The organism is Gluconobacter cerinus (assembly GCF_002723935.1).
In the GTDB taxonomy this organism is placed as follows: Bacteria; Pseudomonadota; Alphaproteobacteria; order Acetobacterales; family Acetobacteraceae; genus Gluconobacter; species Gluconobacter cerinus.
On the sequence record NZ_BEWM01000001.1, the window covers coordinates 95,341 to 115,341 of the forward strand.

At 56.9% G+C, this 20,001-nt stretch carries 19 protein-coding genes; 6 read left to right on the forward strand and 13 right to left on the reverse strand.

Annotated elements, in window-relative coordinates; translation table 11 throughout:
* Window positions 1-48: 48 nt before the first annotated feature.
* The 3 genes from GCE01_RS00440 to GCE01_RS00450 form a co-directional block, all read right to left on the reverse strand.
* Entirely contained in the window at window positions 49-2,208 is a 2,160-nt protein-coding gene (locus GCE01_RS00440) for a M13 family metallopeptidase (protein ID WP_099210206.1), read from the reverse strand.
* A 14-nt stretch (window positions 2,209-2,222) separates the two neighbouring features.
* On the reverse strand, window positions 2,223-2,855 hold the full coding sequence (locus tag GCE01_RS00445; protein ID WP_099210208.1) for a Dabb family protein: 633 nt from the start codon (window positions 2,853-2,855) through the stop codon (window positions 2,223-2,225).
* 93 nt (window positions 2,856-2,948) lie between these two features.
* Window positions 2,949-3,770 (reverse strand): acyl-ACP desaturase, encoded by an 822-nt coding sequence (locus GCE01_RS00450; protein ID WP_046899547.1) that lies wholly within the window; start codon window positions 3,768-3,770, stop codon window positions 2,949-2,951.
* Between the two features lie 116 nt (window positions 3,771-3,886).
* Between GCE01_RS00450 and bioB the strand changes: the two genes are divergently transcribed.
* Window positions 3,887-4,912: a biotin synthase BioB gene (gene bioB, locus GCE01_RS00455; protein WP_167386107.1), complete on the forward strand. Its 1,026-nt coding sequence runs from the start codon at window positions 3,887-3,889 to the stop codon at window positions 4,910-4,912.
* 52 nt (window positions 4,913-4,964) lie between these two features.
* Here bioB and GCE01_RS00460 read toward each other — a convergent pair whose 3' ends face one another.
* On the reverse strand, window positions 4,965-5,519 hold the full coding sequence (locus tag GCE01_RS00460; RefSeq protein ID WP_099210212.1) for a flavodoxin family protein: 555 nt from the start codon (window positions 5,517-5,519) through the stop codon (window positions 4,965-4,967).
* Between the two features lie 122 nt (window positions 5,520-5,641).
* On the opposite strand from GCE01_RS00460, the gene GCE01_RS00465 reads away from it, so the two are divergent.
* Window positions 5,642-6,049 carry a winged helix-turn-helix transcriptional regulator gene (locus tag GCE01_RS00465; protein ID WP_086634094.1) on the forward strand — a complete coding sequence of 136 codons (408 nt, stop codon included), beginning with the start codon at window positions 5,642-5,644 and terminating at the stop codon, window positions 6,047-6,049.
* Window positions 6,050-6,154: 105 nt separating this feature from the next.
* Window positions 6,155-7,459, forward strand: a complete 1,305-nt coding sequence (locus GCE01_RS00470; protein WP_099210214.1) for an Hsp70 family protein — start codon at window positions 6,155-6,157, stop codon at window positions 7,457-7,459.
* Window positions 7,460-7,463: 4 nt separating this feature from the next.
* On the opposite strand, the gene GCE01_RS00475 is transcribed toward GCE01_RS00470, so the two are convergent.
* The 6 genes from GCE01_RS00475 to GCE01_RS00500 form a co-directional block, all read right to left on the reverse strand.
* On the reverse strand, window positions 7,464-8,909 hold the full coding sequence (locus tag GCE01_RS00475; protein ID WP_099210216.1) for a glycoside hydrolase family 32 protein: 1,446 nt from the start codon (window positions 8,907-8,909) through the stop codon (window positions 7,464-7,466).
* Between the two features lie 79 nt (window positions 8,910-8,988).
* A complete protein-coding gene (locus GCE01_RS00480) occupies window positions 8,989-9,813 on the reverse strand; it encodes a hypothetical protein (RefSeq protein ID WP_099210218.1) in 825 nt (274 codons plus the stop codon).
* The gene (locus tag GCE01_RS00485) at window positions 9,810-10,763 is read right to left on the reverse strand and encodes an MlaD family protein (protein WP_099210220.1); all 954 of its coding nucleotides are present in this window, start codon (window positions 10,761-10,763) and stop codon (window positions 9,810-9,812) included. Before GCE01_RS00485 ends, GCE01_RS00480 begins: the two co-directional genes overlap by 4 nt.
* On the reverse strand, window positions 10,763-11,491 hold the full coding sequence (locus tag GCE01_RS00490) for a P-loop NTPase family protein (protein ID WP_064274077.1): 729 nt from the start codon (window positions 11,489-11,491) through the stop codon (window positions 10,763-10,765). Before GCE01_RS00490 ends, GCE01_RS00485 begins: the two co-directional genes overlap by 1 nt.
* A gap of 1 nt (window position 11,492) precedes the next feature.
* A complete protein-coding gene (locus GCE01_RS00495) occupies window positions 11,493-12,308 on the reverse strand; it encodes an MlaE family ABC transporter permease (protein WP_046899556.1) in 816 nt (271 codons plus the stop codon).
* On the reverse strand, window positions 12,305-14,623 hold the full coding sequence (locus GCE01_RS00500) for an adenylate/guanylate cyclase domain-containing protein (RefSeq protein ID WP_099210222.1): 2,319 nt from the start codon (window positions 14,621-14,623) through the stop codon (window positions 12,305-12,307). The genes GCE01_RS00495 and GCE01_RS00500 overlap by 4 nt, the downstream gene beginning before the upstream one ends.
* Window positions 14,624-14,901: 278 nt before the next feature.
* On the opposite strand from GCE01_RS00500, the gene ygfZ reads away from it, so the two are divergent.
* Both ygfZ and hisI read left to right on the forward strand, forming a co-directional pair.
* A complete protein-coding gene (gene ygfZ / locus GCE01_RS00505; protein WP_099210224.1) occupies window positions 14,902-15,711 on the forward strand; it encodes a CAF17-like 4Fe-4S cluster assembly/insertion protein YgfZ in 810 nt (269 codons plus the stop codon).
* Window positions 15,708-16,118, forward strand: coding sequence for a phosphoribosyl-AMP cyclohydrolase (gene hisI / locus GCE01_RS00510; RefSeq protein WP_099210226.1), 411 nt, complete (start codon window positions 15,708-15,710; stop codon window positions 16,116-16,118). Before ygfZ ends, hisI begins: the two co-directional genes overlap by 4 nt.
* Here hisI and GCE01_RS00515 read toward each other — a convergent pair.
* Genes GCE01_RS00515 through GCE01_RS00525 form a run of 3 tightly spaced genes read right to left on the reverse strand, consistent with a single transcriptional unit; the run spans window position 16,112 to window position 18,851 of the window.
* Complete coding sequence (locus GCE01_RS00515; protein WP_086634086.1) at window positions 16,112-16,888, reverse strand: ribonuclease T2 family protein; 777 nt, start codon at window positions 16,886-16,888, stop codon at window positions 16,112-16,114. The genes hisI and GCE01_RS00515 overlap by 7 nt on opposite strands.
* Window positions 16,885-17,733, reverse strand: coding sequence for an S-formylglutathione hydrolase (fghA, locus tag GCE01_RS00520; protein ID WP_099210228.1), 849 nt, complete (start codon window positions 17,731-17,733; stop codon window positions 16,885-16,887). Before fghA ends, GCE01_RS00515 begins: the two co-directional genes overlap by 4 nt.
* Window positions 17,734-17,735: 2 nt before the next feature.
* A complete protein-coding gene (locus tag GCE01_RS00525; protein ID WP_064274070.1) occupies window positions 17,736-18,851 on the reverse strand; it encodes an S-(hydroxymethyl)glutathione dehydrogenase/class III alcohol dehydrogenase in 1,116 nt (371 codons plus the stop codon).
* A gap of 234 nt (window positions 18,852-19,085) precedes the next feature.
* On the opposite strand from GCE01_RS00525, the gene GCE01_RS00530 reads away from it, so the two are divergent.
* On the forward strand, window positions 19,086-19,961 hold the full coding sequence (locus tag GCE01_RS00530) for a bestrophin family protein (RefSeq protein WP_099210230.1): 876 nt from the start codon (window positions 19,086-19,088) through the stop codon (window positions 19,959-19,961).
* Window positions 19,962-20,001 lie beyond the last annotated feature (40 nt).

The window sequence follows — 20,001 nt, forward strand, 5'->3', positions numbered from 1 at the left end:
GAAACGTGAGACCGTGGATAAGCCTCACGCTTCATTTTGTCACGACCCTTACCAGATCTTTACGCGCTGATCCGGGGCCAGATAGAGCTTGTCGCCCTCTTTTACGCCGAATGCATCGTACCAGGCGTCAATATTGTGCGCTGGCATGTTCACACGCGTTACGGCCGGGGCATGCTCGTTCGAAAGCATCTGCTGGCGCAGCGCATCCGGACGATCCTTCTCACGCCAGACCTGCGCCCAACCCAAGAAGACCCGCTGATCGCCCGTCAGGCCATGAACGGTAGTCTGTGGCTTGCCATGCAGAGAGTCATGATAAGCCTGCAGCCCCAGGTTCAACCCACCAGAATCCGCAATATTCTCGCCCATGGTCATCTTGCCGTTCACGTGCGTGCCCGGCAGAGGTTCCTGCGCGTCATATTGTGCACCAAGACGATCGGCCAGCTTCTGGAAAGCATCAGAAGATGCTTTGGTCCACCAGTCATTCAGGCGGCCATGTTCATCATAATGACGGCCCTGGTCGTCAAAGCCATGGCTCATCTCATGACCGATCACGCCACCAATGGCACCATAATTCACAGCCATATCGCCCTTCGGATCGAAGAACGGCGGCTGAAGGATGGCAGCCGGGAAAACGATCTCGTTCATCGTCGGATCGTTGTAAGCGTTCACGGTCTGCGGCGTCATGCCCCACTCGTCACGATCCACCGGCTTGTCGAGCTTGTTCAGCTCATGCTGCCAGTTAAACGCAGCGCCACGCACAGCATTGCCATACACGTCGCCCTTGCGAACTACGAGGTTGCTGTAGTCCCACCACTTTTTGGGATAGCCAACCTGAATAGCAAAGTGATCCAGTTTGTTCAGAGCAGCCTTACGGGTCTGCTCGTCCATCCATGTGTTGTGCTCAAGCCGATCATGGAAGGAGGACTTCACCTTCTGCACCAGCTCCGTAATCTGAGCCTGTGCTGACGGCGGGAAATAACGGGCAACGTAGATCTTGCCCAGAGCCCAGCCCATGGCGCCATTGGTCACGCGCGTCGCACGCTTCCAACGCGGAGACTGCTGCGCCACGCCCGACAGCGTGCGACTGTTGAAGTCAAAGGACGCGTCAGAGAAATCATGCGACAGATAGGCTGCGGCATTATCTGCCAGATGGAAGGCTAGCCAGGCCTGAAGTATGCTGTAATCAGCCTTCTTCAGAACGCGGGACATGGCTGCGATGCCATCCGGCTCGCGCACATCCACTTTGCGATCGGCAATATTTTCGGCCGGAAGCCCTGCAGTCGTCAGGAACGTGACCCAGTCAAAATCTGGAGCGATCTTTTGCAACTGCGTGACCGTCATCGGGTTGTAGAGCTTGAGCGGATCGCGCGTCTGATCGCGGGGGATCTCAACCTTGGCAAGCGCCGTTTCAAGATCGACAACGGCCTGCGCGTTCTTGGCTGGATCAGCCCAGCCCACAAGCGTCAGCATCTTCGCGACGTAAGCCTGATAGGCCTTTTTCTTGTCGGCAAGCTTCGGGTCTGTGTAGTAGCTGATATCGGGCAGGCCTAGCCCACCGCTGACGCCAATGCTCATGCCCTGATCAAGCATCAGCATATAATGTTCCGGATCTTTCTGATCCTGCTCGACGCCAATCTGGAACGTTGAGAACGCCATGGAGTTCAGGGACGTACCAAACGCTTCTGCCAGGCTCTTGGCATCACTGACCTTGCGGATCTTCTCCAGATCCACAGCAAGCGGCTTGGCTCCCAGAGCATCAACGGCCTTCTGGTCCAGATAGCTGGCGTAGAAGGTGCCGATCTTGCCCATGTCATCAGACGGCTCGGCAGAAACGTGCTTCTGTGCTTCGCTCAGGATCGCCTTCTGGCGCTCCATGGACAGTTCGTACAGAATACGGAACGGACCATAGCTGCTCATATCCCCTGGAATTTTCAGGTTCTTGAGGTACGTGCCGTTGGCATATTCGAAGAAATTGTCGCCCGGCTTGACGCTGTGATTCATGCCGGCTTCATCAAAGCCCCAGCCTGAATTGTAACCGGCGGCCTGTGCATTTGCGGCTGTAAGGCCCATAGCCAGCGCAAGTACACTCGCACCTTGCGTCAGGCGGCGTTTAACAGAAACTGTAGTCTTCACATTATGCCTCATGTTCTGGCGATCGCCGTAGCATGAGGCATAAAAGATCATTTCGTCAAAAGGCCGTCCATACAAACGGAGACTTTTTGTTACTTCCCGCTTTTGCAGGTTGTCTTGCGTGCTTTGTCAGCCGGTACGGAGACAGCCAGCACGTCATAATCAAAGACCATGACCTTATCGAGATATGGCCCGGCAAATTCCTTGAAGGCCTCATGGGCAGGGTCAAAGAACGCCGGATCTGTCACCACGGGCTTGCCAACATAGTAGTTCCGGTCCCCTTCAGAGCGGAACGTTACGAGGAACGCCTGCTGCAGGCCGCCCTCTACACCTTCCCCACTATTCTGGAACCCGGTCTCAATGCTGACCACAACCGGGCGGCCGTCCGGACGGCGGCTGTCCTGCGCAAGATGCAGAAAACGGCCGGACACTTCTGCACGCTGTGCCGTCGTGGCGTCCTTCTTGTACCGGAACATCACCATGTGCCGCACGGTGCCAACATGCCAGTCCGCCGCCGTAAACTGCGCGTATCCGACCTGTCGGGCAAGCTGCTGGGAGGCCACCGTTGCGGCTGCCGGTGTATCGCTCGTCACCGGGCCTGATGTCGCGATCGGCAACGAGTACGGATCTGCTTTGGCTGAGAAGCCCTGCGACAGCCCTGCGATGGACAGAAGGGCAGCTGCTCCCCAGATAAAGCGACGGGACAGAAGTGGTCGAACGTCCATTCTCAAGCTCCAGTTACAAGACAGAAAATGCAGCCCTTCATGGCACGAAATGGCCCCTTCCGTCTTGTGAATTTCCGTAAGTCTGACGAACCGTCAGGCCGCAATCTGGCGCTGAAACGATTTGCGACGCCACTGGATCAGTCGATACACCCCATTCGCTGCCAGCTTCTGCCAACGGGAATGCGGGGTGAAGCCGATTGTCTTGAAGATCATCGCCGTCACACGATCAATGTGCTTCTGCTGGTAGAATCCCATGGCTTTGGACATGTAAGCCGCAATGCAGCGCTTGTGATCATAGGGCATATCCGGGGATTCATTGGTCGTGTGATAGGCGGACGCCAGCTCATCGTCCTCACTCTCGGTCACACGCCCAAGAGCAATACGCGTCCGTGCCCAGACACTGAGCTTCTCGCGCTTCAGATAGCGATGCATGTGATCATAGAAGAGTTTGAAATGCCGGTATTCATCGGCGGCAATCTGCTTGCAGATAGCTTTCAGCAGGGGTTCATCCGTCGCATCCGCCAGTGCCGTGTAAAAAGACGACGTTCCCGTTTCCACCATACAGCGCGCGATCAGTTCGCCCGTGCGGGACCCGCGGATAGACGCATCGACGTCTGCATCAATCTTGTAACTTGCGCGATAGCGCTCAAACGCCTCTTCATAGTCCCAGCTCGGATCTGCCAGCATGGCCCAGCGGCCCAGAGCATCTCCGTGCTGAACTTCTTCCACTGCCCAGTTGGCTGTTGCTGCGCTGAAATCCGGGTCTCCCACAAAGACGTGTCTCAGATATTCAGCGTAGTCCAAGCCATTCTTTTCAACGACTGAAGCAGACTTCACCAGAGGAATGATATCCGGGTCCACGCGGGATGGATCAAAGGAATCCCAGTCCATCTGCTCGATACGCCAGTGTTTCATCGCTTTGCCTCGTCCGTTTTCCGGCTCATAATCATGACGATGAGATGACACGCCGGGGCCATTTTGGGTAGGTGTGAAGCAACAACGTTGGAGAAAGCCCCGTGACGGCTCAGAAAATGACACAGCCAGACGTCCGCCACGACTGGACGCGCGCTGAAGTTGAAGCGCTGATCAACCTTCCCTTCCCGGACCTGATGTTCCGCGCCCAGGAACTGCATCGTCGTTATTTCGACCCCACAAAAGTGCAGATTTCCACGCTTCTTTCGATCAAGACAGGCGGCTGCCCCGAAGACTGCGCCTACTGTCCGCAGAGCGCCCGACACGAAAAAAGTGTTAAGGCTGAGCGTCTGATGGCCGTCGAAAAGGTGATGACCGAGGCGCGTGCAGCAAAGGCAGCAGGCGCAGGCCGATTCTGCATGGGTGCTGCCTGGCGCTCCCCGAAGGACCACGATCTCGACTCCGTTTGTGAGATGATCGAGGGCGTAAAGTCCCTTGGTCTCGAAACATGCGTCACGCTGGGAATGCTGGACTCTGTACAGTCTCAGCGCCTGAAGGATGCCGGGCTGGATTATTACAACCACAACCTCGACACCTCCGAGGAATTCTACGGCTCCATCATCTCCACCCGCACGTATCAGGAGCGCCTCGACACGCTCTCTAACGTGCGCGATGCCGGCATCAATGTCTGCTGTGGCGGAATCGTGGGTATGGGCGAAGATCTGTCCGACCGCGCTGGCCTGCTGATGACGCTCGCCAACCTGCCGAAGCATCCCGAGAGCGTGCCCATCAATCTGCTCGTTCGCGTTGAAGGCACACCGTTAGGTGAAGCTGAAGCGGTCGATCCGATCACATTCGTTCGCATCATCGCTACGGCCCGCATCATGATGCCGGAAAGCCATGTCCGTCTGGCCGCAGGGCGTGAAAACATGACGGATGAGGCACATGCTCTGTGCTTCCTCGCAGGTGCCAACTCCATCTTCTGTGGCGAGAAGCTCCTGACCACGCCAAACCCTGCTGAACACCGCGACCGTCAGCTTCTGTCCGCTCTGGGCATGACGCCGATGGTTCAGTCTGAAGCAGAAATGGGAACGCTACGTCCTGCCGTTCCGGACGTTGCTGCCTACGAAGCGGCTCTGTCCTAACCAACAAGGGCGAGGCATGCTGTTTGCAGCGCCTCGCCCCACACATTGCTGATTAAGCTTTTAAACGCGCCGCAATATCAGCCACACGACGGCCATAGCGCTCAGCCGTCAGCAGATCTCCCTTCTGAACACCATCGACACCCGCGTTTGCTGGAGCGCGCGCCAGAAGCCCGACTGAGCCACCCAGATTGTTCGGATCGCCGCTCGTTGCCTCAAGAGTGTTGGACGGCGGAATTCCCAAACTCACCCAGATGCCACCATGCTGGGATGCAAGTGTTTGCAGCGTAATCAACGTCACCTGCTTGTCCCCGTTCGGACTGGCAGAGTTCGTGAAGCCACCGAATACCTTGTCCTGCCAGCCGCGCGTGAACCAAATTTTGGACGTGGCGTCTGCAAATTTCTTAAACTGCCAACTCACATTCCCCATGTAGGTTGGCGTTCCAAAGATGATGGCATCTGCGTCATCCAGTGCGGCCCACTCTGCCTCGGTAATTTCACCATCCACGCTAATTGCCACGAGTTGAGCCTCAGCTCCCTGAGCCACATGCTCCGCCACCATTTTGGTGTGCCCATACCCTGAGTGATAGACGACCAAGACTTTAGACATCGTTCCTGTCCTTCGAACCAAGAGATCAAACATACAATGCGATACGTGGTATCCATTGGAAACCAGCACTCTTTCTGGTATTACGCTGAAAAATTCGGGACAAGAAGGCACTTTCAAGACACATGGTAACCTCGCAGAAACCAGACACACCGGCACGAAACCTCTGTTTCAACGTCTATGCGAAAGAGTGTCCGACCCGCATGGTGCTGGACAGGCTCGGTGACAAATGGGCCCTTTTGGTGCTGGACCGCCTTCAGAATGACGTTGTGCGCTTCAATGCCCTCAAGCGGGACATCAATGGGATCTCGCAGAAAATCCTGTCTCAGGTGCTGAAAAACCTGGAGCGCGACGGGCTTATTTTAAGGCAAGCTTATCCAACCGTGCCCGTCACTGTTGAATACAGCCTCAAGCCTCTCGGAGAGACCCTGATCCAGGCTGTTTCGAGCCTCACGCACTGGGCTGAAACCCATATGGCTGACATTCAGGACTCTCAACGTCTTTACGATGAAGCAAAAAACAGCGCGCTCTGACATTTTGCGCTTTCCATGAAGCCATTTTTCAACTTTTCCCTTGGCCTCGTAGCCGTTCTTTCCTAAACCCTCGCCCTTCGCGAATTCGGGACGGGACCAGCCAAAATGACGACGCAACCTCTTAAAGCGCCAAAAATTCGCGTCGGCATCGACTTTGGAACGACCAACAGTGTCGTCGTCATCGCAGATGAACAGGGCAACACGCAGCCTGCCATCTTCAACTTCATTGACAGCCCGTCTTCCGAAACCTGCCGCACCCTGCTCTGTCTCTGGATGGATCAGGAGGGCAATCGACGCGTTCTTCAGGACGCTATCGGGCTTGATGCCATCGAAGCCTATCTGGATGATCCGGCAGAAAGCCGCCTCATCATGTCCATGAAAACCTATCTGGCTCAGGGCTCATTCCGCGAAACACGTGTTTTTGCCTCAACCATGACGCTTCAGAACCTGATCGCCCGGTTCCTGCGTTCCCTGATGGACAAAGCCGGCATTACACCAGAGCAGGTCAGCACAACGATCGGCAGGCCCGTGCGCTTTGCGGGTGAACTGGCCGATGACGATCTGGGTGTGAAGCGCCTGAAGGAAAGCTTTGTCGAGGCAGGTTTTACTGAGCCGAACGTCGTGCTTGAGCCCGAAGGGGCTGGCTGGCGCTTCATGCAGCGACTGGATGCACCAGCAACCGTGCTGGTGGGAGACTTCGGCGGCGGCACAAGCGATTTCTCTGTCATGCGCTTTGACCCCCATGGCACACCGCGCACCGTCACACTGGGTCATTCCGGTGTCGGGATCGCGGGAGACCAGTTTGACTTCCGTATTATCGACAATGTCGTCGCACCCGCACTTGGTCGGGACACGACATATCGGGTGATGGGTGGGCAGCCTCTTCCCGTCCCTATTGAATGGTATGCGAGCCTCGGGCGCTGGCATCGCCTGTCCCTGATGCGGACCCCTCAAACCCTTCGCAGCATTGCAGACGTCGCAAAAACGGCCTCCGATCCGCAGAAGCTGCGAAATCTGCTGCGTCTGATTGAAGATCAGGAAGGCCAGAACCTGTATCGGGCGATTGGTCAGGCCAAAAGCGATCTCTCACGGCACGACAGCACGGTCCTGAAGTTCAGCCACCGGGATCTGAAAATCGAACAGACCATCACGCGTGCAGATTTCGAAAGCTGGATCAAACCCGATCTGGAAAAACTCGCAGCCGCCATCGACGATGCCCTGAACGTTACAGGCCTCGGCATTGACGATATCGATCATGTCTTCCTCACCGGCGGCACGTCTTTCGTTCCGGCTGTTCGGAAGTTGTTCACGGATCGCTTTGGTGAAAGCCGCGTCGATGGCGGATCAGAATTCGTCTCTGTCGCTGAAGGTCTGGCCCTGATCGAAGTGGAAGCAAGAGCCTCGGCCTGAATGTTCAGACCGGGCTACTGGTCAGGCGATCTGGAGAAATGGGTTTCATCGCGCAGGCAGAAACAACGGCCTCACGGAATGTTCCTTCCACAGACAACTTGAAGGCCACATTCGTATTTCCATAAGCCCGGGTCGTGAGACAGACACCTGAAGAGGTAAAAATTTCCACGACCGAACCATCTACGAAAATATCCAGCATATTGCGGGCGGCCAATGGCAAGGGTGCGGAATCTCCATTGGCCATCAATTCTTTTCCGGGCCGGTATGGATCGTAATCAAGCTCCAGAAATGACCCCTCCCCTCCAAATGTCAGGCGCCCGGCCTCGGTTCCGATAAAGGTCAGACGAATTCGGCCATTCGGTCCATCGGGAGCGGCCCAGGATGAGGGCGTGAGTCGGCGGAAATGCGGGCCTTCCAACGCTGCCAGATTGGGATGGGGTGCAAGACGCAGAGCCGCATCCCCGTCAGCCGTAAGAACCCGCGGTAAAGACATGACACCACTCCAGCCCGCTTCCATGGCCCCATGACTGCGCTCAGGCTTTTCAGGCACCCAACCCCAGAGAACGCGCCGTCCGTGCTCATCTAACATGGTCCGTCCGGCATAGAACGAGCCATATCCAAGCGGCTGAATAATGCGCGGATGAAATGCGCCTTCGCTGTAAATGCCTGAGGCATAATAAACAGTACTGCCCAGCGAGTAGATCAGAACCCAAGTGTCACCGAGCACAAAAAAATCCGGGCATTCCATGGCATCGTCGTAAGAGCCAGCCTGATGCGTGGGGCCATAGAAAACAGTGCGATAGGTCCAGTCTTTCAGATTTTCGCTATCGTATTTCAGAATGACGCCACCCGGACCAAACTCGGATTGCCGAACGCTGGCGCCGAGCAGCATGTGCCATCTCTCGTGATCCTTCCAGACGAGCGGGTCGCGAAATCCATCAACATGCAATCCCGGCGGAGGCTCAGACAGAACCGGGACGGGGTTCTGCTTCCATTGCATCATCTGAAGATCAGATGTCGCCGTGCACTGCACGGATGGCTCAATCCCCGTGTAAAAAGCGATCGCCTGATCTTCAACGATCACAACGCAACCACTGAAAACTCCGAGGGCATCTGGTCCCCCGGGGACAGGGCTCATCGCAACGGGTTCGTGATGCCAGTGAACGAGATCAGGGCTGGTCGCATGGCCCCAGTGAATGTTTCCAAACGCAGCTTTGTCCGGCCCCCACTGATAGAACATGTGATAGCGACCATTGACCCAGACCGGGCCGCAAGGATCGTTCATCCACCCATCAGGGGCAATCAGATGATATTGAGGGCGCAACCGATCCACAGCCATCACGGCGGCTGACGGAAGACGATAAGGACGCGCCTGACTCCTGCGCGTCAGCCTCAGAGCGAGCAAGGCCACTCCAGACCCAAGAACCATTCGCCTGGATGTAGGCCTCATCTTCTCTCCCTCTCATTCCGATTCCGTTACTATCGAATGAGAGGGGCGGCTCTGGCAATGACGGAAAAATTTTCCTTGATCAGCGAATGGCTGCCGCAGGCGCACTTACAGCAGAGACCGTGATGGAAGCTTTCTCCACATGGCCAGTCTGCTGCACGCTTCGGCTTGAGAGTTCCTGCTGTCGTAAAGCGGCGGCGGTGTTCATGTCACCCTGTGCTTCAGCAGCTTGAGCCGCGACAAGCAGAGCACGCCGCATTCCCTCATAATCCTGCGCATCCCGTCTCTTCTGTGTCAGGGACATGGCCTGTTCCAGCGCAAGTGCTGGCGCATGATTCAGGAGTGCCAGACGCGCCGCCAGATCCTGATGGTCCAGCATGGCAGCAGGCTCTTTTGAGGGAGCCAATAACGCTTCCATGCGGGTCAACTGCGCTGTATCACCCTGATCCGAAGCCCCTAGACCAGCCAGATAAGCCGCACGATTGCGAATGCCCACATCAGGCGACTGAAGCGCCACGAGCGCGGATGCCTCAGAACCCGTCAGGTCATGCTGCCGATAGAGCGCTGCACTTCTGACAAGCTCCAGCTCACTGGTCTGACTGTACTGACGCAGCTTCAGGGCTTTTCCGGTGCGATCGAGCGCTGTCAAAGCATCGGCAGGCTTATTTTCTTCCAGCAGGGCCGTCGCAAGATTGAAGCCCGCATCATGGATCTGGGCAGCATCATCCCGGATAAGGGCACGGTCCATCGCCGCACGGTACTGACTTTCGGACTGGTCTGGATGTCCAAGCTCAAAAGCGCTCCGCCCGGTGTCCATGGCGTTTTCATAAGCCTGATCCTGATCAGGCCCCTTCGTCACAGACGAGCAACTTGCCATGACAAGACACAGCAGAATCATACGCTTCATGGACGGACAGCCTCCGCTGGCAGACGATGACTGGGCGCTTTCTGCGCTGTACCACCCAGCAGCCATAGGCCCCTGAGCTGATCTGTCAGCTTGCGGAGACTATTGGCACTCGCTTCCGCCTGCGTGATGAGCGCAGGAAGCTGGGCCGTTGCGGCACTGGCATGGGTAATCGTTTCCTGCACCTGCGGCATGCTCTTGCGAAGGCTGTCCGTGGCCGATTTGGCATTGTCCATCGTGCCATCAGCTTTGGTCATGACACCCCCAAGCTGCTTTTCGATCGGCTGAAGGCGGGCGATAACTTCTGTAAGATTTTCCAGCGCCTGATTGGCTTTCTGAAGAGTATCGTCCTTTGAAAGAAGCCCGCCAACCGTGCCCTTGCCAGCCCGCATGTCCGTCAGCATGTCGTTGACCTGCCTGGTAATGGCCTGAACGCTATCCATTGCAGGGACGAGCTTGTTTCTCAGGTCCGTAACCGTCTGGGTGATCACGTCTGCCGGGTTTGCCTCTACCGTTGCGTTCAGCACGGCATAGCCCCAGTCCATGTCTTCCCCACGTCCACGGCCTAACTCGATATAGCTGGCACCGGCCACCACGAAACGATGCCGGATCACCGCGGCACTATCCTGACGGATGAAGGGCACAAATTGTGGCTCGATGTAGCCCTCGGCATACATGCGGCCAGTGCTGTTCAAATCCAGATGGCGAATTTCACCGGCATGCACGCCCATGATCTCAATGTCGTCACCAATAGCCAGCCCGGCCACGCCGGTTTCCGGCAGGACAAAGTGGATTTTCTTCTCGGGTGTCAGCCACTGCTTGAGAAAGCCGGCTTCTGCCACCGCCACAGCAAAGAGGACGATGGTCACAAGGACCAGCAATCCCACCCATTCATCCGCATAGCGGTTCTGGAAAAGCGGGCGGGCAGTGTCAGGGCGGCGTACGCGAAACATCAAGACCCTCGCATCGAAAACAGTCCATCATCATACAGTCGGAGGCGAATGGTCGCATCCGCTTCATACGCTCCCCAGCCGCTGTCATTCGGAGCAAGCCAGACAACAGCACAGCCCCGGTCACGCGCATCCGTCAAAGCGGACAGAAAAGCGTTCATGAGCGGAGGGTTGGCACTTCCCATCGGATTTTCCAGCAGAAGAAGTGCAGGCTCCCCCAGAAACGCACGCACGCAATCAGCGCGGCAACGATCCAGAGGAGACAGTTTGCCCGGAGAAACAACTGGCAGGCCGGGCAGACCAAACTGCATTCCCAGTTGCACGGCCTGTTGCATCAACCGTTCCTCGGGCACCCGAGTATGATGCAGCTGTGGCCAGAGAATGTTCATGTGAGTGCCATACAGGTCGATCCACCCGCCATTGGCCACCATCCGCCCGATCCGCCCCCGCAAGGCCGCAGCCCGGCGTTCATCCAGATCAGACCATTCAAGCCCCATACAGCGGGCAATCCCGTCATCCAGATCTACCAGCCCGACACACATATCGGCAAAGAGGCTGGCCTGCTGCATATCCCGACATTCAATCAGGGCGCAGTCACCCGGATTTAGACGCAAATTATAACGGACAGAGGCCAAGCCACTGCCATCAAAGCGTGGACGAGCATCCAGCAACTCCAGAATAGGGTCGAGGATGTTCAGTTCAGCAGGCGGGACTGTCTTTTCGTCGGCCATATCAACCGAGCCAGACGCTGAGGACGACATTAATCGTCATGATGGACAGAATGCCACGCGCAAATCCTCGGGGCATCAGAGACGAAAGATCGTCTTCAGTCGTGGCATCCATCCCGGACAGGCACGAGCACACACCGACCGCAAAGCCACTGAAAATGAATTTGGCGGGAATGGCGAAATAGTCGACCGGGTGCATACTGCTCACCACCTGATCCAGAAACGCCCAGACCGGCATGGTGATAACACCTTCAACACGACACACCGCATAACCGACCAGCAATGCCGTCAAACTGAAGATGATGCCCAGCGTGAACCCACTGATGGTCATGGCGAGACTTCGCGGAAGCAGAAACGCCACGAACGGGTCAATCCCCATGCCCGTCAGAACGCGCATCTGACCACCCGTCGTCAGGGTTCCCAGTTCCGTCAGCATCAACATCCCGGAACGCCCCAGAAGAATGACGCCAACCAGCACCGGAGCAATCTCCCGCACCATCACGGTGGACAGGATCGAGCCCGTCATCTGGGCCATCCCGGCAAAACCCAGCCAGTAAACGGCCTGCGCCACAATCCCGAACCCTGTCAGAGCGGCCGTCACCAATACACTGAGAAGACCGCCGCCTGTGGCCTGCTGAAGGGAGTGCCAGAATTCGATCCGCACAGTCCGGCGCCATGACGTCGGTGAGAGACCAACACGAATAACGCCCCACGAGGCACCAATGACCATCAGGGTGAACCGCATCTGGGTCCGGGTAAAATGCCCCAGAGTGCCCAGAGCATTCTGCACGCGCGGAATACGATCGAAGCGGGTTTTCATCGCCGCCCTGCCAGAATGAAGCTGCGGGTCACGCCGCTGTTTGGCAGATAGAACATACCCCGGGCTCTGAAGAGGAAATGCTCCCGAAGCTGAAGATAGGCCTGTTCCGAAACCTGAATTGTCCCGGCATCCGGCGCGCTGGCAGCCAGAAGCTCAGCCACATTGATAGCCTCGCCCCACAGATTAAAGACAGACGGCTCCTTGCCGAGCATTGCAGCCATAACAGGCCCAACATCAATGCCCACGCGGAAGACCGGATCAATATCTACGGACGCCAGCAGGGACAGGCAGGCTTCACGGATGGACACCGCAGCATCTGCCAGACGCAGCACGGCACCTGGATCGGGCTCCTGCGAACACCCACCAACCAGCACCAGACGGTTACTCACCACCTGAACAGAGAACAGCCCTGTTTCCCGGGCAATGCGTTGAATATCCTCGCTGAGCGACGAGACAACTTTCATGGCGCGTTCGGCGCTGTGGCTATCCATTGCATAAGGATCAGCAAAGGAAATCACCATGACCGGCACCTGCGGGTAAATCCCGCTTGGCACCACGCCGTCCTGAACACCCGAACCTGGTGGCAGGAGGAATCCCTCATCGTAACGCGTGTCTTTCAGCTCATGCGACACGCTTGGACGCGCTCCAGCCTGCTGGTCTCCCTGATCCAGAGCCTGGGAAAACCGTAGTGCCACGACAGACGAAACAATCGCGACAATATGCTCCATCGCGTCTGCTCTGGAGGGATCTTCCAAAACAATAACACCAACAGCCTGATGCCCACGCATAACCGGATGAAAGACGAGCGACTTGGCCTCAACGGATCGCATGATGATGCGCTGGAAATTCTGACTGCGCTCATCCTGACGCGCATCTTCAATGAAAAGGGAATGCCCTTCCATCAAAGCATCGAAAAGCTTGCTGTGCTCGCGTTTCGTAATCTCGATGCCCGTGCTGTGGACATCCCGCACGGGATCAAAAGCGTCCTCGCACAGCAGACGTTCTCCGTCCGGCAGCAATCGCCAGAGGCTGGCACGGCGTGAGCCAGTCCGCGCTGCCAGAGCTTCGGTCAGGATCGGGACATCATGCGACGCTTCAAACAGATCCGGGGTACTGGCAATTTCATACAAGGAGGCATTTTCCGCGCGCATCTGCTCACGACCAACTTCAAGCCGTTTGCGCAGGCGTTCGATACGCCGCCCCTGTATGATCAACCCTAGCGCCAGCAAAGAGGCCAGCCCGACGACCAGTGCCGAAAACCAGAGGTTCTGACGACGCGCCGTAACGGCAAAGTCCGAGAAGTCGTTTTCTGGCGCATTCAGCAACAGAACCCAGCGCCTGTGCACGAAAGGAAGCGTCGCGGCGATGGTGACGTAATTCTTGTTGCGCGCCGTCACGAGGCCCGGCCCCGGTCCTTTGACCCTGAAAGTATTCAGAGCCCGAATGAAAACAGGCTGCGTCTTCGGATCAAGCTGCATATGGGCGGGATCGAAGGACGGCTCCGCCCCATCCTCGCCCATATTATGCCCGGCGATGATCTGCCCCTTCATGTCCACGATCACAGCTCGACCGCTGCGACCAACCTGAAGCTCGTTAAGAAAAGACGTCAGCCGGTTCAGGGAGATATTGGTAGCAAAAACCGCGTGGTGCCCATCCTTCATCGGGAAGGCAATGGAAGCGGTAATGGTAAACTCGCGAGCCGCTAAATATGCATAAGGGTTGGTCCAGTAGAGCGCTCCGTCTCCCCGTCCAATCCTTTTGATGGCGCCCTGAAACCATGGACGCGCCGTGACATCATATTTGTCAGCCGGATCAAACGCCGTGCCCAGATATGTGCCATTCTGGTCCACGTATGTGTGCCGATAGACCTCATGACCATTCTCGACCTGAAAATGGGTCTGCTCGTAGTCCTTGCCGTGTCGTGTCACCATCCAGAACTGGCCCTGATCACTGGCCAGATAAAAGCTGTCCACCTGGGGCATATGAGCCAGCATGGAACGGCCATAGAGCATGAACGAGTCTGGTGACGCATCCGTCAGCGGCGAACCAAACATGTCCGGGGCGATGCTGGCGCTGTCAGATGCCGGAGACAGATAATTCCGGACCTCTTCCGTCACATACTTCTGCTGGCTGCGCAGCAGGTCCGAGGAAAGCGCAATCGCGCCCTGACGGGTGGTCCGATAGTTGTGCAGACTGATCGCAATAATGGCGGCAATGACCAGCAGCACACCAACAATAGGCCCAAGAAACTGCAGAACCTTTTGCCGGCTACTGGCTGGGCTACGTGTCGGATCAACAATCTCGGCAGCTGACAAGGGCGTGTTACTCCGGAAGCACGGATAGTCTGATGGTATTTCTGACAGGCTTTGACATGCCAATATCTCCTGCCGATTAATCTACCGCAACCCATACGATACTGAACGAACGCACGAACCAGCAGGTTTTTTGCCTGCTTCCAATAAACTTTCGTCAATTCTTGCTCTGTACAAAGAGACAGCTTAATCCGTATCGTACAAGTCCTCTTTTATTCGTCTTCAGTCGGCAGCATATCATACTGCCCCGCCTTTCATTCACGCATGCCCCGGTGCCTCCCATGATTGAACTGCTCCCCCACCGCTCGGTTCTGACTTTTTCAGGCGCTGACAGAGCGTCGTTCCTGCAAGGGCTGATCACGAACGACGTTCAGTCCCTCTCACCTGGTAACGCGGTCTGGAGCGCCCTTCTGACGCCACAGGGCAGATGGCTAAGCGAGTTTTTTCTCTTCAGCGATGGCGATCGCATTCTGATGGACTGTCCATCAGAGCATTCAGAAATGCTGGTCAAAAAGCTGTCACGCTTTCGTTTGCGCGCAGACGTCAAAATTGAACTGACAGCACTGCATGTCATTGTTGGTGCCACTGAGACGATACCACCTGAAGCGCTCTGCTCCGCGCCCGACCCGCGCTGCGAGAATGCTGGATGGCGAGCGATTGTCTCCCAGCCGCCTGTCGAAACCACACAGGGCCATGACTGGCTGGACCGACGTCTCTCTCTTGGCCTTCCCGACACGGACGACTTCGAGAGCGAAAAAACGCTCGTGCTGGAAGCCAATCTGGACCTCCTGCACGGCGTGTCATGGAAAAAAGGCTGCTACATGGGGCAGGAGTTGACCGCCCGCACCCATTATCGTGGCCTTCTCCGCCGTCGCATCCTGCCAGTCACGGTGAAAGACGGTACTTTTCCGGAAACAGGCGGCATTCTCACGCTGGGGGACAAAGAGGTCGGTGAATTGCGCTCACGTCATGGATCGCACGCTCTGGCCCTTCTTCGGCGTGAAGCGTGGCTGTCGCCAGACCTTGCTTTTGAGGGCAAACCAGTCTCCGTTGTGTGGCCTGACTGGTTCCCTCTGGAGATGCGTTCGTGACCTATACCCCGCCTGCCCCCGCCATCGTCGATGACATCGTCAGCAAGACGAAATTCGATGCCAACGGCCTGATTTCCGCCATCGCGCAGGACACGAAAGGCGTCATTCTCATGCTTGCGTGGATGAATGCGGATGCTCTGCGGGAAACGCTTTTGACGGGACGTGTATGTTACTGGTCCAGGAGCCGACAGTCTCTCTGGCGCAAAGGTGAAACGTCAGGCCAGCAGCAGCATCTTATTGAAGCCCGGCTGGACTGTGACATGGATGCCGTCCTGATGATTGTGGATCAGACTGGTGTCGCCTGCCACACCGGGCGTCGCAGCTGTTTTTATCATGGCGTCACACCAGACGGGCTGCGCGACACCGCACAGCCCGAAATCAGCACCAAAGAACTATACGGTCACTGACTGACGTTAACGGGCACCGCTGCTCCTGGCAGCGGCCAACCCGGCATCATGAACGTTGCCGGGCAGTTGTCCTGCACCTGCGGGGATGAGAGATAAGCGCCATTCCCCGGAAAGACTGAAAGCTTCTTCGGGTCCAGAGTGAACCAGAACTGCGTCAGGACAACGCGACCCTCGTGGTCCGCTTCACACTGAAACTGCAGCGCTCTTTCCTCCCGAACGCCCGTGAGTTGCACGAACATCGACAGCAGATCGTCTTTCTTCACCTGAAAGCCGCTATGCTGTGCGAGCCACTGGCCATAAGCTGAAGACGCAAAACGATCCCGCAGGATCATGGACGTGACGAAGAACTTGTCAGCGTCATATCCGAAACAGCGGGCATGCTTGGTATATTCATGCACATGCAGCGGGTGCTTGAGGTGTGGCACAACGCTTGCCAGCGCATTCTCAGTGGCAGGCTGAAGCTTTGGCGGCGCGTCGTCATGGTCATAAATATCGCACCCCTTCATCCACCACTGCTGCACAGGCACCGCCTGCGCTTCCAAGGCATGCGGCTCGGATGCCCATAGCCCGTGTAGCCCGATCAGATGGTTATGCGGTTGTCCCGTGAGACATCCTCCGCCCGTTGCACAAAAGCCGGGCTGCCAGGTCAGAGCCAGTGTATCGTGGCTGAAATCCGCATGCGTAACAGGGGTCAAGGCTGGCCCAACAGGAGCCTGCGACGAGACGCAGCCCCCCAGAACAAGCAGGGCAGCAACTACAAGACGTCTCATGCCTTCAGTCCTTTGGCGTGATGGCTCAGATGATCAGCAATGACGGTCTGGATAAACCAGTAGGAATGGTCACTGTCGTCATGCCGACGCATGTCCAGCGCTTGCCCACATTCTTTTGCAGCTTCGACAAGGGCGTCTGGACGGAGGTCTGCGAGATACTGATCCTGAAGCCCCTGATCCACGAGAATTGAAGTCGGATGCTGATGCCCGCTCCGCAGCAAAAGCGTGGGGTCACATTCCTTCCACTTCGCAGGGTCTCCGCCGAAATAGGCATCAAAGGCTTTTCGCCCCCAGGGGATAACGCTGGGATGACAGATGGGCGCGAGGGCCGAGACTGTTTTCCAGAATTCCGGATGGTTTAGGGCCTGATTGAGAGCCCCCATGCCGCCCATGGAATGGCCCATGATTCCGCGTCGATTTCCATCCAGCGGAAACAGGCTTTCGGTCAGAGCGGGAAGCTCCTTCCGGATGTAGCTCTCCATCCGGTAATGGGCACTCCATGGCGCGTGCGTCGCATCCACGTAGAACCCAGCCCCGGTTCCTAAGTCATATTCATCATCTTCACCGGCTGTTCCGGTGTTCCGCGGAGACGTATCAGGTGCCACAAGCGCAATGCCGTGTTCCGCAGCGAAACGAACGGCATTGGACTTGATGAGAAAAGTCTCGTGCGTACAGGTCAGACCGCCGAGAACATGAACAACCGGAACCTTTTCGCCTGCCAGAGCCTCTTTGGGCAGAAAAATCCCAAAAGTTGCAGGTACGCCCAGTTCAGACGACTGATGCCTCAGAAAACGGACAGACCCGCCACAACAGGCATGCTGCCCCAGCGTCTCAACATCAGTCATGCTCAATACTCCACGACGCTGCGGATGCTCTCGCCGCGCGTCATGAGGTCAAAACCGTGATTGATTTCGGAAAGTTTGAGTTTGTGGGTGATGAGGGAATCAATGTCGATCCGTCCATCCATGTACCAGTCCACAATCTTGGGAACATCCGTGCGGCCCCTCGCCCCACCGAAGGCTGAACCGATCCAGCGGCGACCCGTCACAAGCTGGAATGGGCGCGTGCTGATTTCCTGCCCTGCCCCGGCCACGCCGATCACGCAAGACACACCCCAACCACGATGAGCACTTTCCAGAGCTTGCCGCATGAGGGTGACATTCCCCACACATTCGAAAGTGTAGTCTGCGCCACCGCCGGTCATCTCGACCAGATGCCCCACCAGATCACCGTTCGGGCCCAGGTCCTTGGGATTGACGAAGTCCGTCATGCCGAACTCGCGGGCCATCTGCTCCCGGGCCGGATTGACGTCAATACCGATGATGCGTGTCGCCCCGACCATCTTGGCGCCCTGAATGACATTCAGGCCAATCCCGCCAAGTCCAAACACCGCGACAGTCGATCCCGGCTCCACCTTGGCCGTGAACATGACTGCCCCGAGGCCAGTCGTGACACCGCAACCGATGTAGCAGACCTTATCGAACGGCGCGTCAGGACGGATTTTCGCAAGGGAGATTTCCGGCAGAACCGTAAAATTCGCGAAGGTCGAACAACCCATATAGTGATGGATTGGCTGACCCTTGTATGAAAACCGGGATGTCCCGTCCGGCATGACGCCCTTGCCCTGCGTGGAGCGGATGGACGTACACAGATTGGTCTTGCGAGACAGGCAGGACGGGCACTCACGGCATTCCGGCGTGTAAAGCGGTATGACGTGGTCGCCCGGCTTCAGATGTTTGACGCCCGGCCCCACTTCCCGGACGATGCCCGCGCCCTCATGCCCGAGAATGGCCGGAAAGAGGCCCTCCGGGTCCTGACCAGAAAGCGTGTACTTGTCCGTGTGACACAGACCAGTCGCCTTGATCTCGACCAGAACTTCACCCGTTTTCGGGCCCTCAAGCTGCACGGTGTCAATTTCAAGAGGCTTTCCGGCCTCAAAGGCAATCGCGGCGATGACATCCATCTGAACTGGCTCCCTGATATATGTGTACAAAGTGTCTCATGAGGGAAACGGGACGCAAGAGCCGCGTTACGCTTTACACTCATCTCATGCCCTGACACTTGACGCTCGAAAGATTTCTTTTCCGGTTCGAGTGGCAAAAGAGTGCAAGAGAGTGGACATCTTTTGGTGTTGGCCGGTCACACTTTTCACGGTTAGTTTCACCGGCCATACCGTTTTCAGGCAAGGAGCACAGGCTTGATCGTCAATCGCCAACACGGGCTAGCCATTCTTTTCAGAGAGTCCTTGCCACCTCTTCTGATTCTGGCGCTCTGGGACCTCGTGGTCGTCATTCTCTTCCAGATCTACCATCAGGAGTGGATGGACCAGCCAGCGCTGCCAATTTCTCTCATGGGCTCCGCACTGGCCATTTTCCTAGGCATGCGAAACAACGCGGCCTATGCCCGGTGGTGGGAAGGACGAACCCTCTGGGGCTCCATCACGAACAACTGCCGGTCGTTTGGCCGTGAGGCTGCATCCCTCCTCGGCGGGCGGCCTGACCTGGCCAGATTGATGGCAGCTTACCCGCATGTCCTGCGCGCAGCTCTGCGTGGCGACAAGACGGGCGAAGAAGTAGATCGCCTTCTTCCGTCCGATATCCGTGAAAAAGTCTTCGCCTGCTCCAACACGGCCAACGCCCTGCTTTACGAAATTGGCCTGAGTGTACAGCAGGAAGTGGCTCTCAAGAATATCGACGGCGCCGTCCATGGCACCGTGGACCGCATCCTGTCTGATATCGCCAATGCGCAGGGCGGCCTTGAGCGTATCCGCAATACGCCGCTCCCGGTGCAGTATTCGGTCATTCCCGAAATTGCGACGCATCTTTTCTGCATCATTTTGCCGCTTTCGGCCGTGCAGACCCTGGGGTGGATTACGCCGCTTGGTTCCAGTGTCATCGGGCTTCTGTTCCAGATGCTGGATCGCAGTGGCCGTGACCTGCAGGAACCGTTTATTGCCAGCGTTCATGCCCTCCCGATGCACACGATGGCGCGGACAATCGAGCGTGACCTGCTTCAGCCGATTGGCGAGCCTGCTCCAGGCATCATTCAGTCCAAGCACGGCGTTCAGCCCTGATTGGACATGATAGTGCAGGACAGGAGGGGGTTTTTCTGGT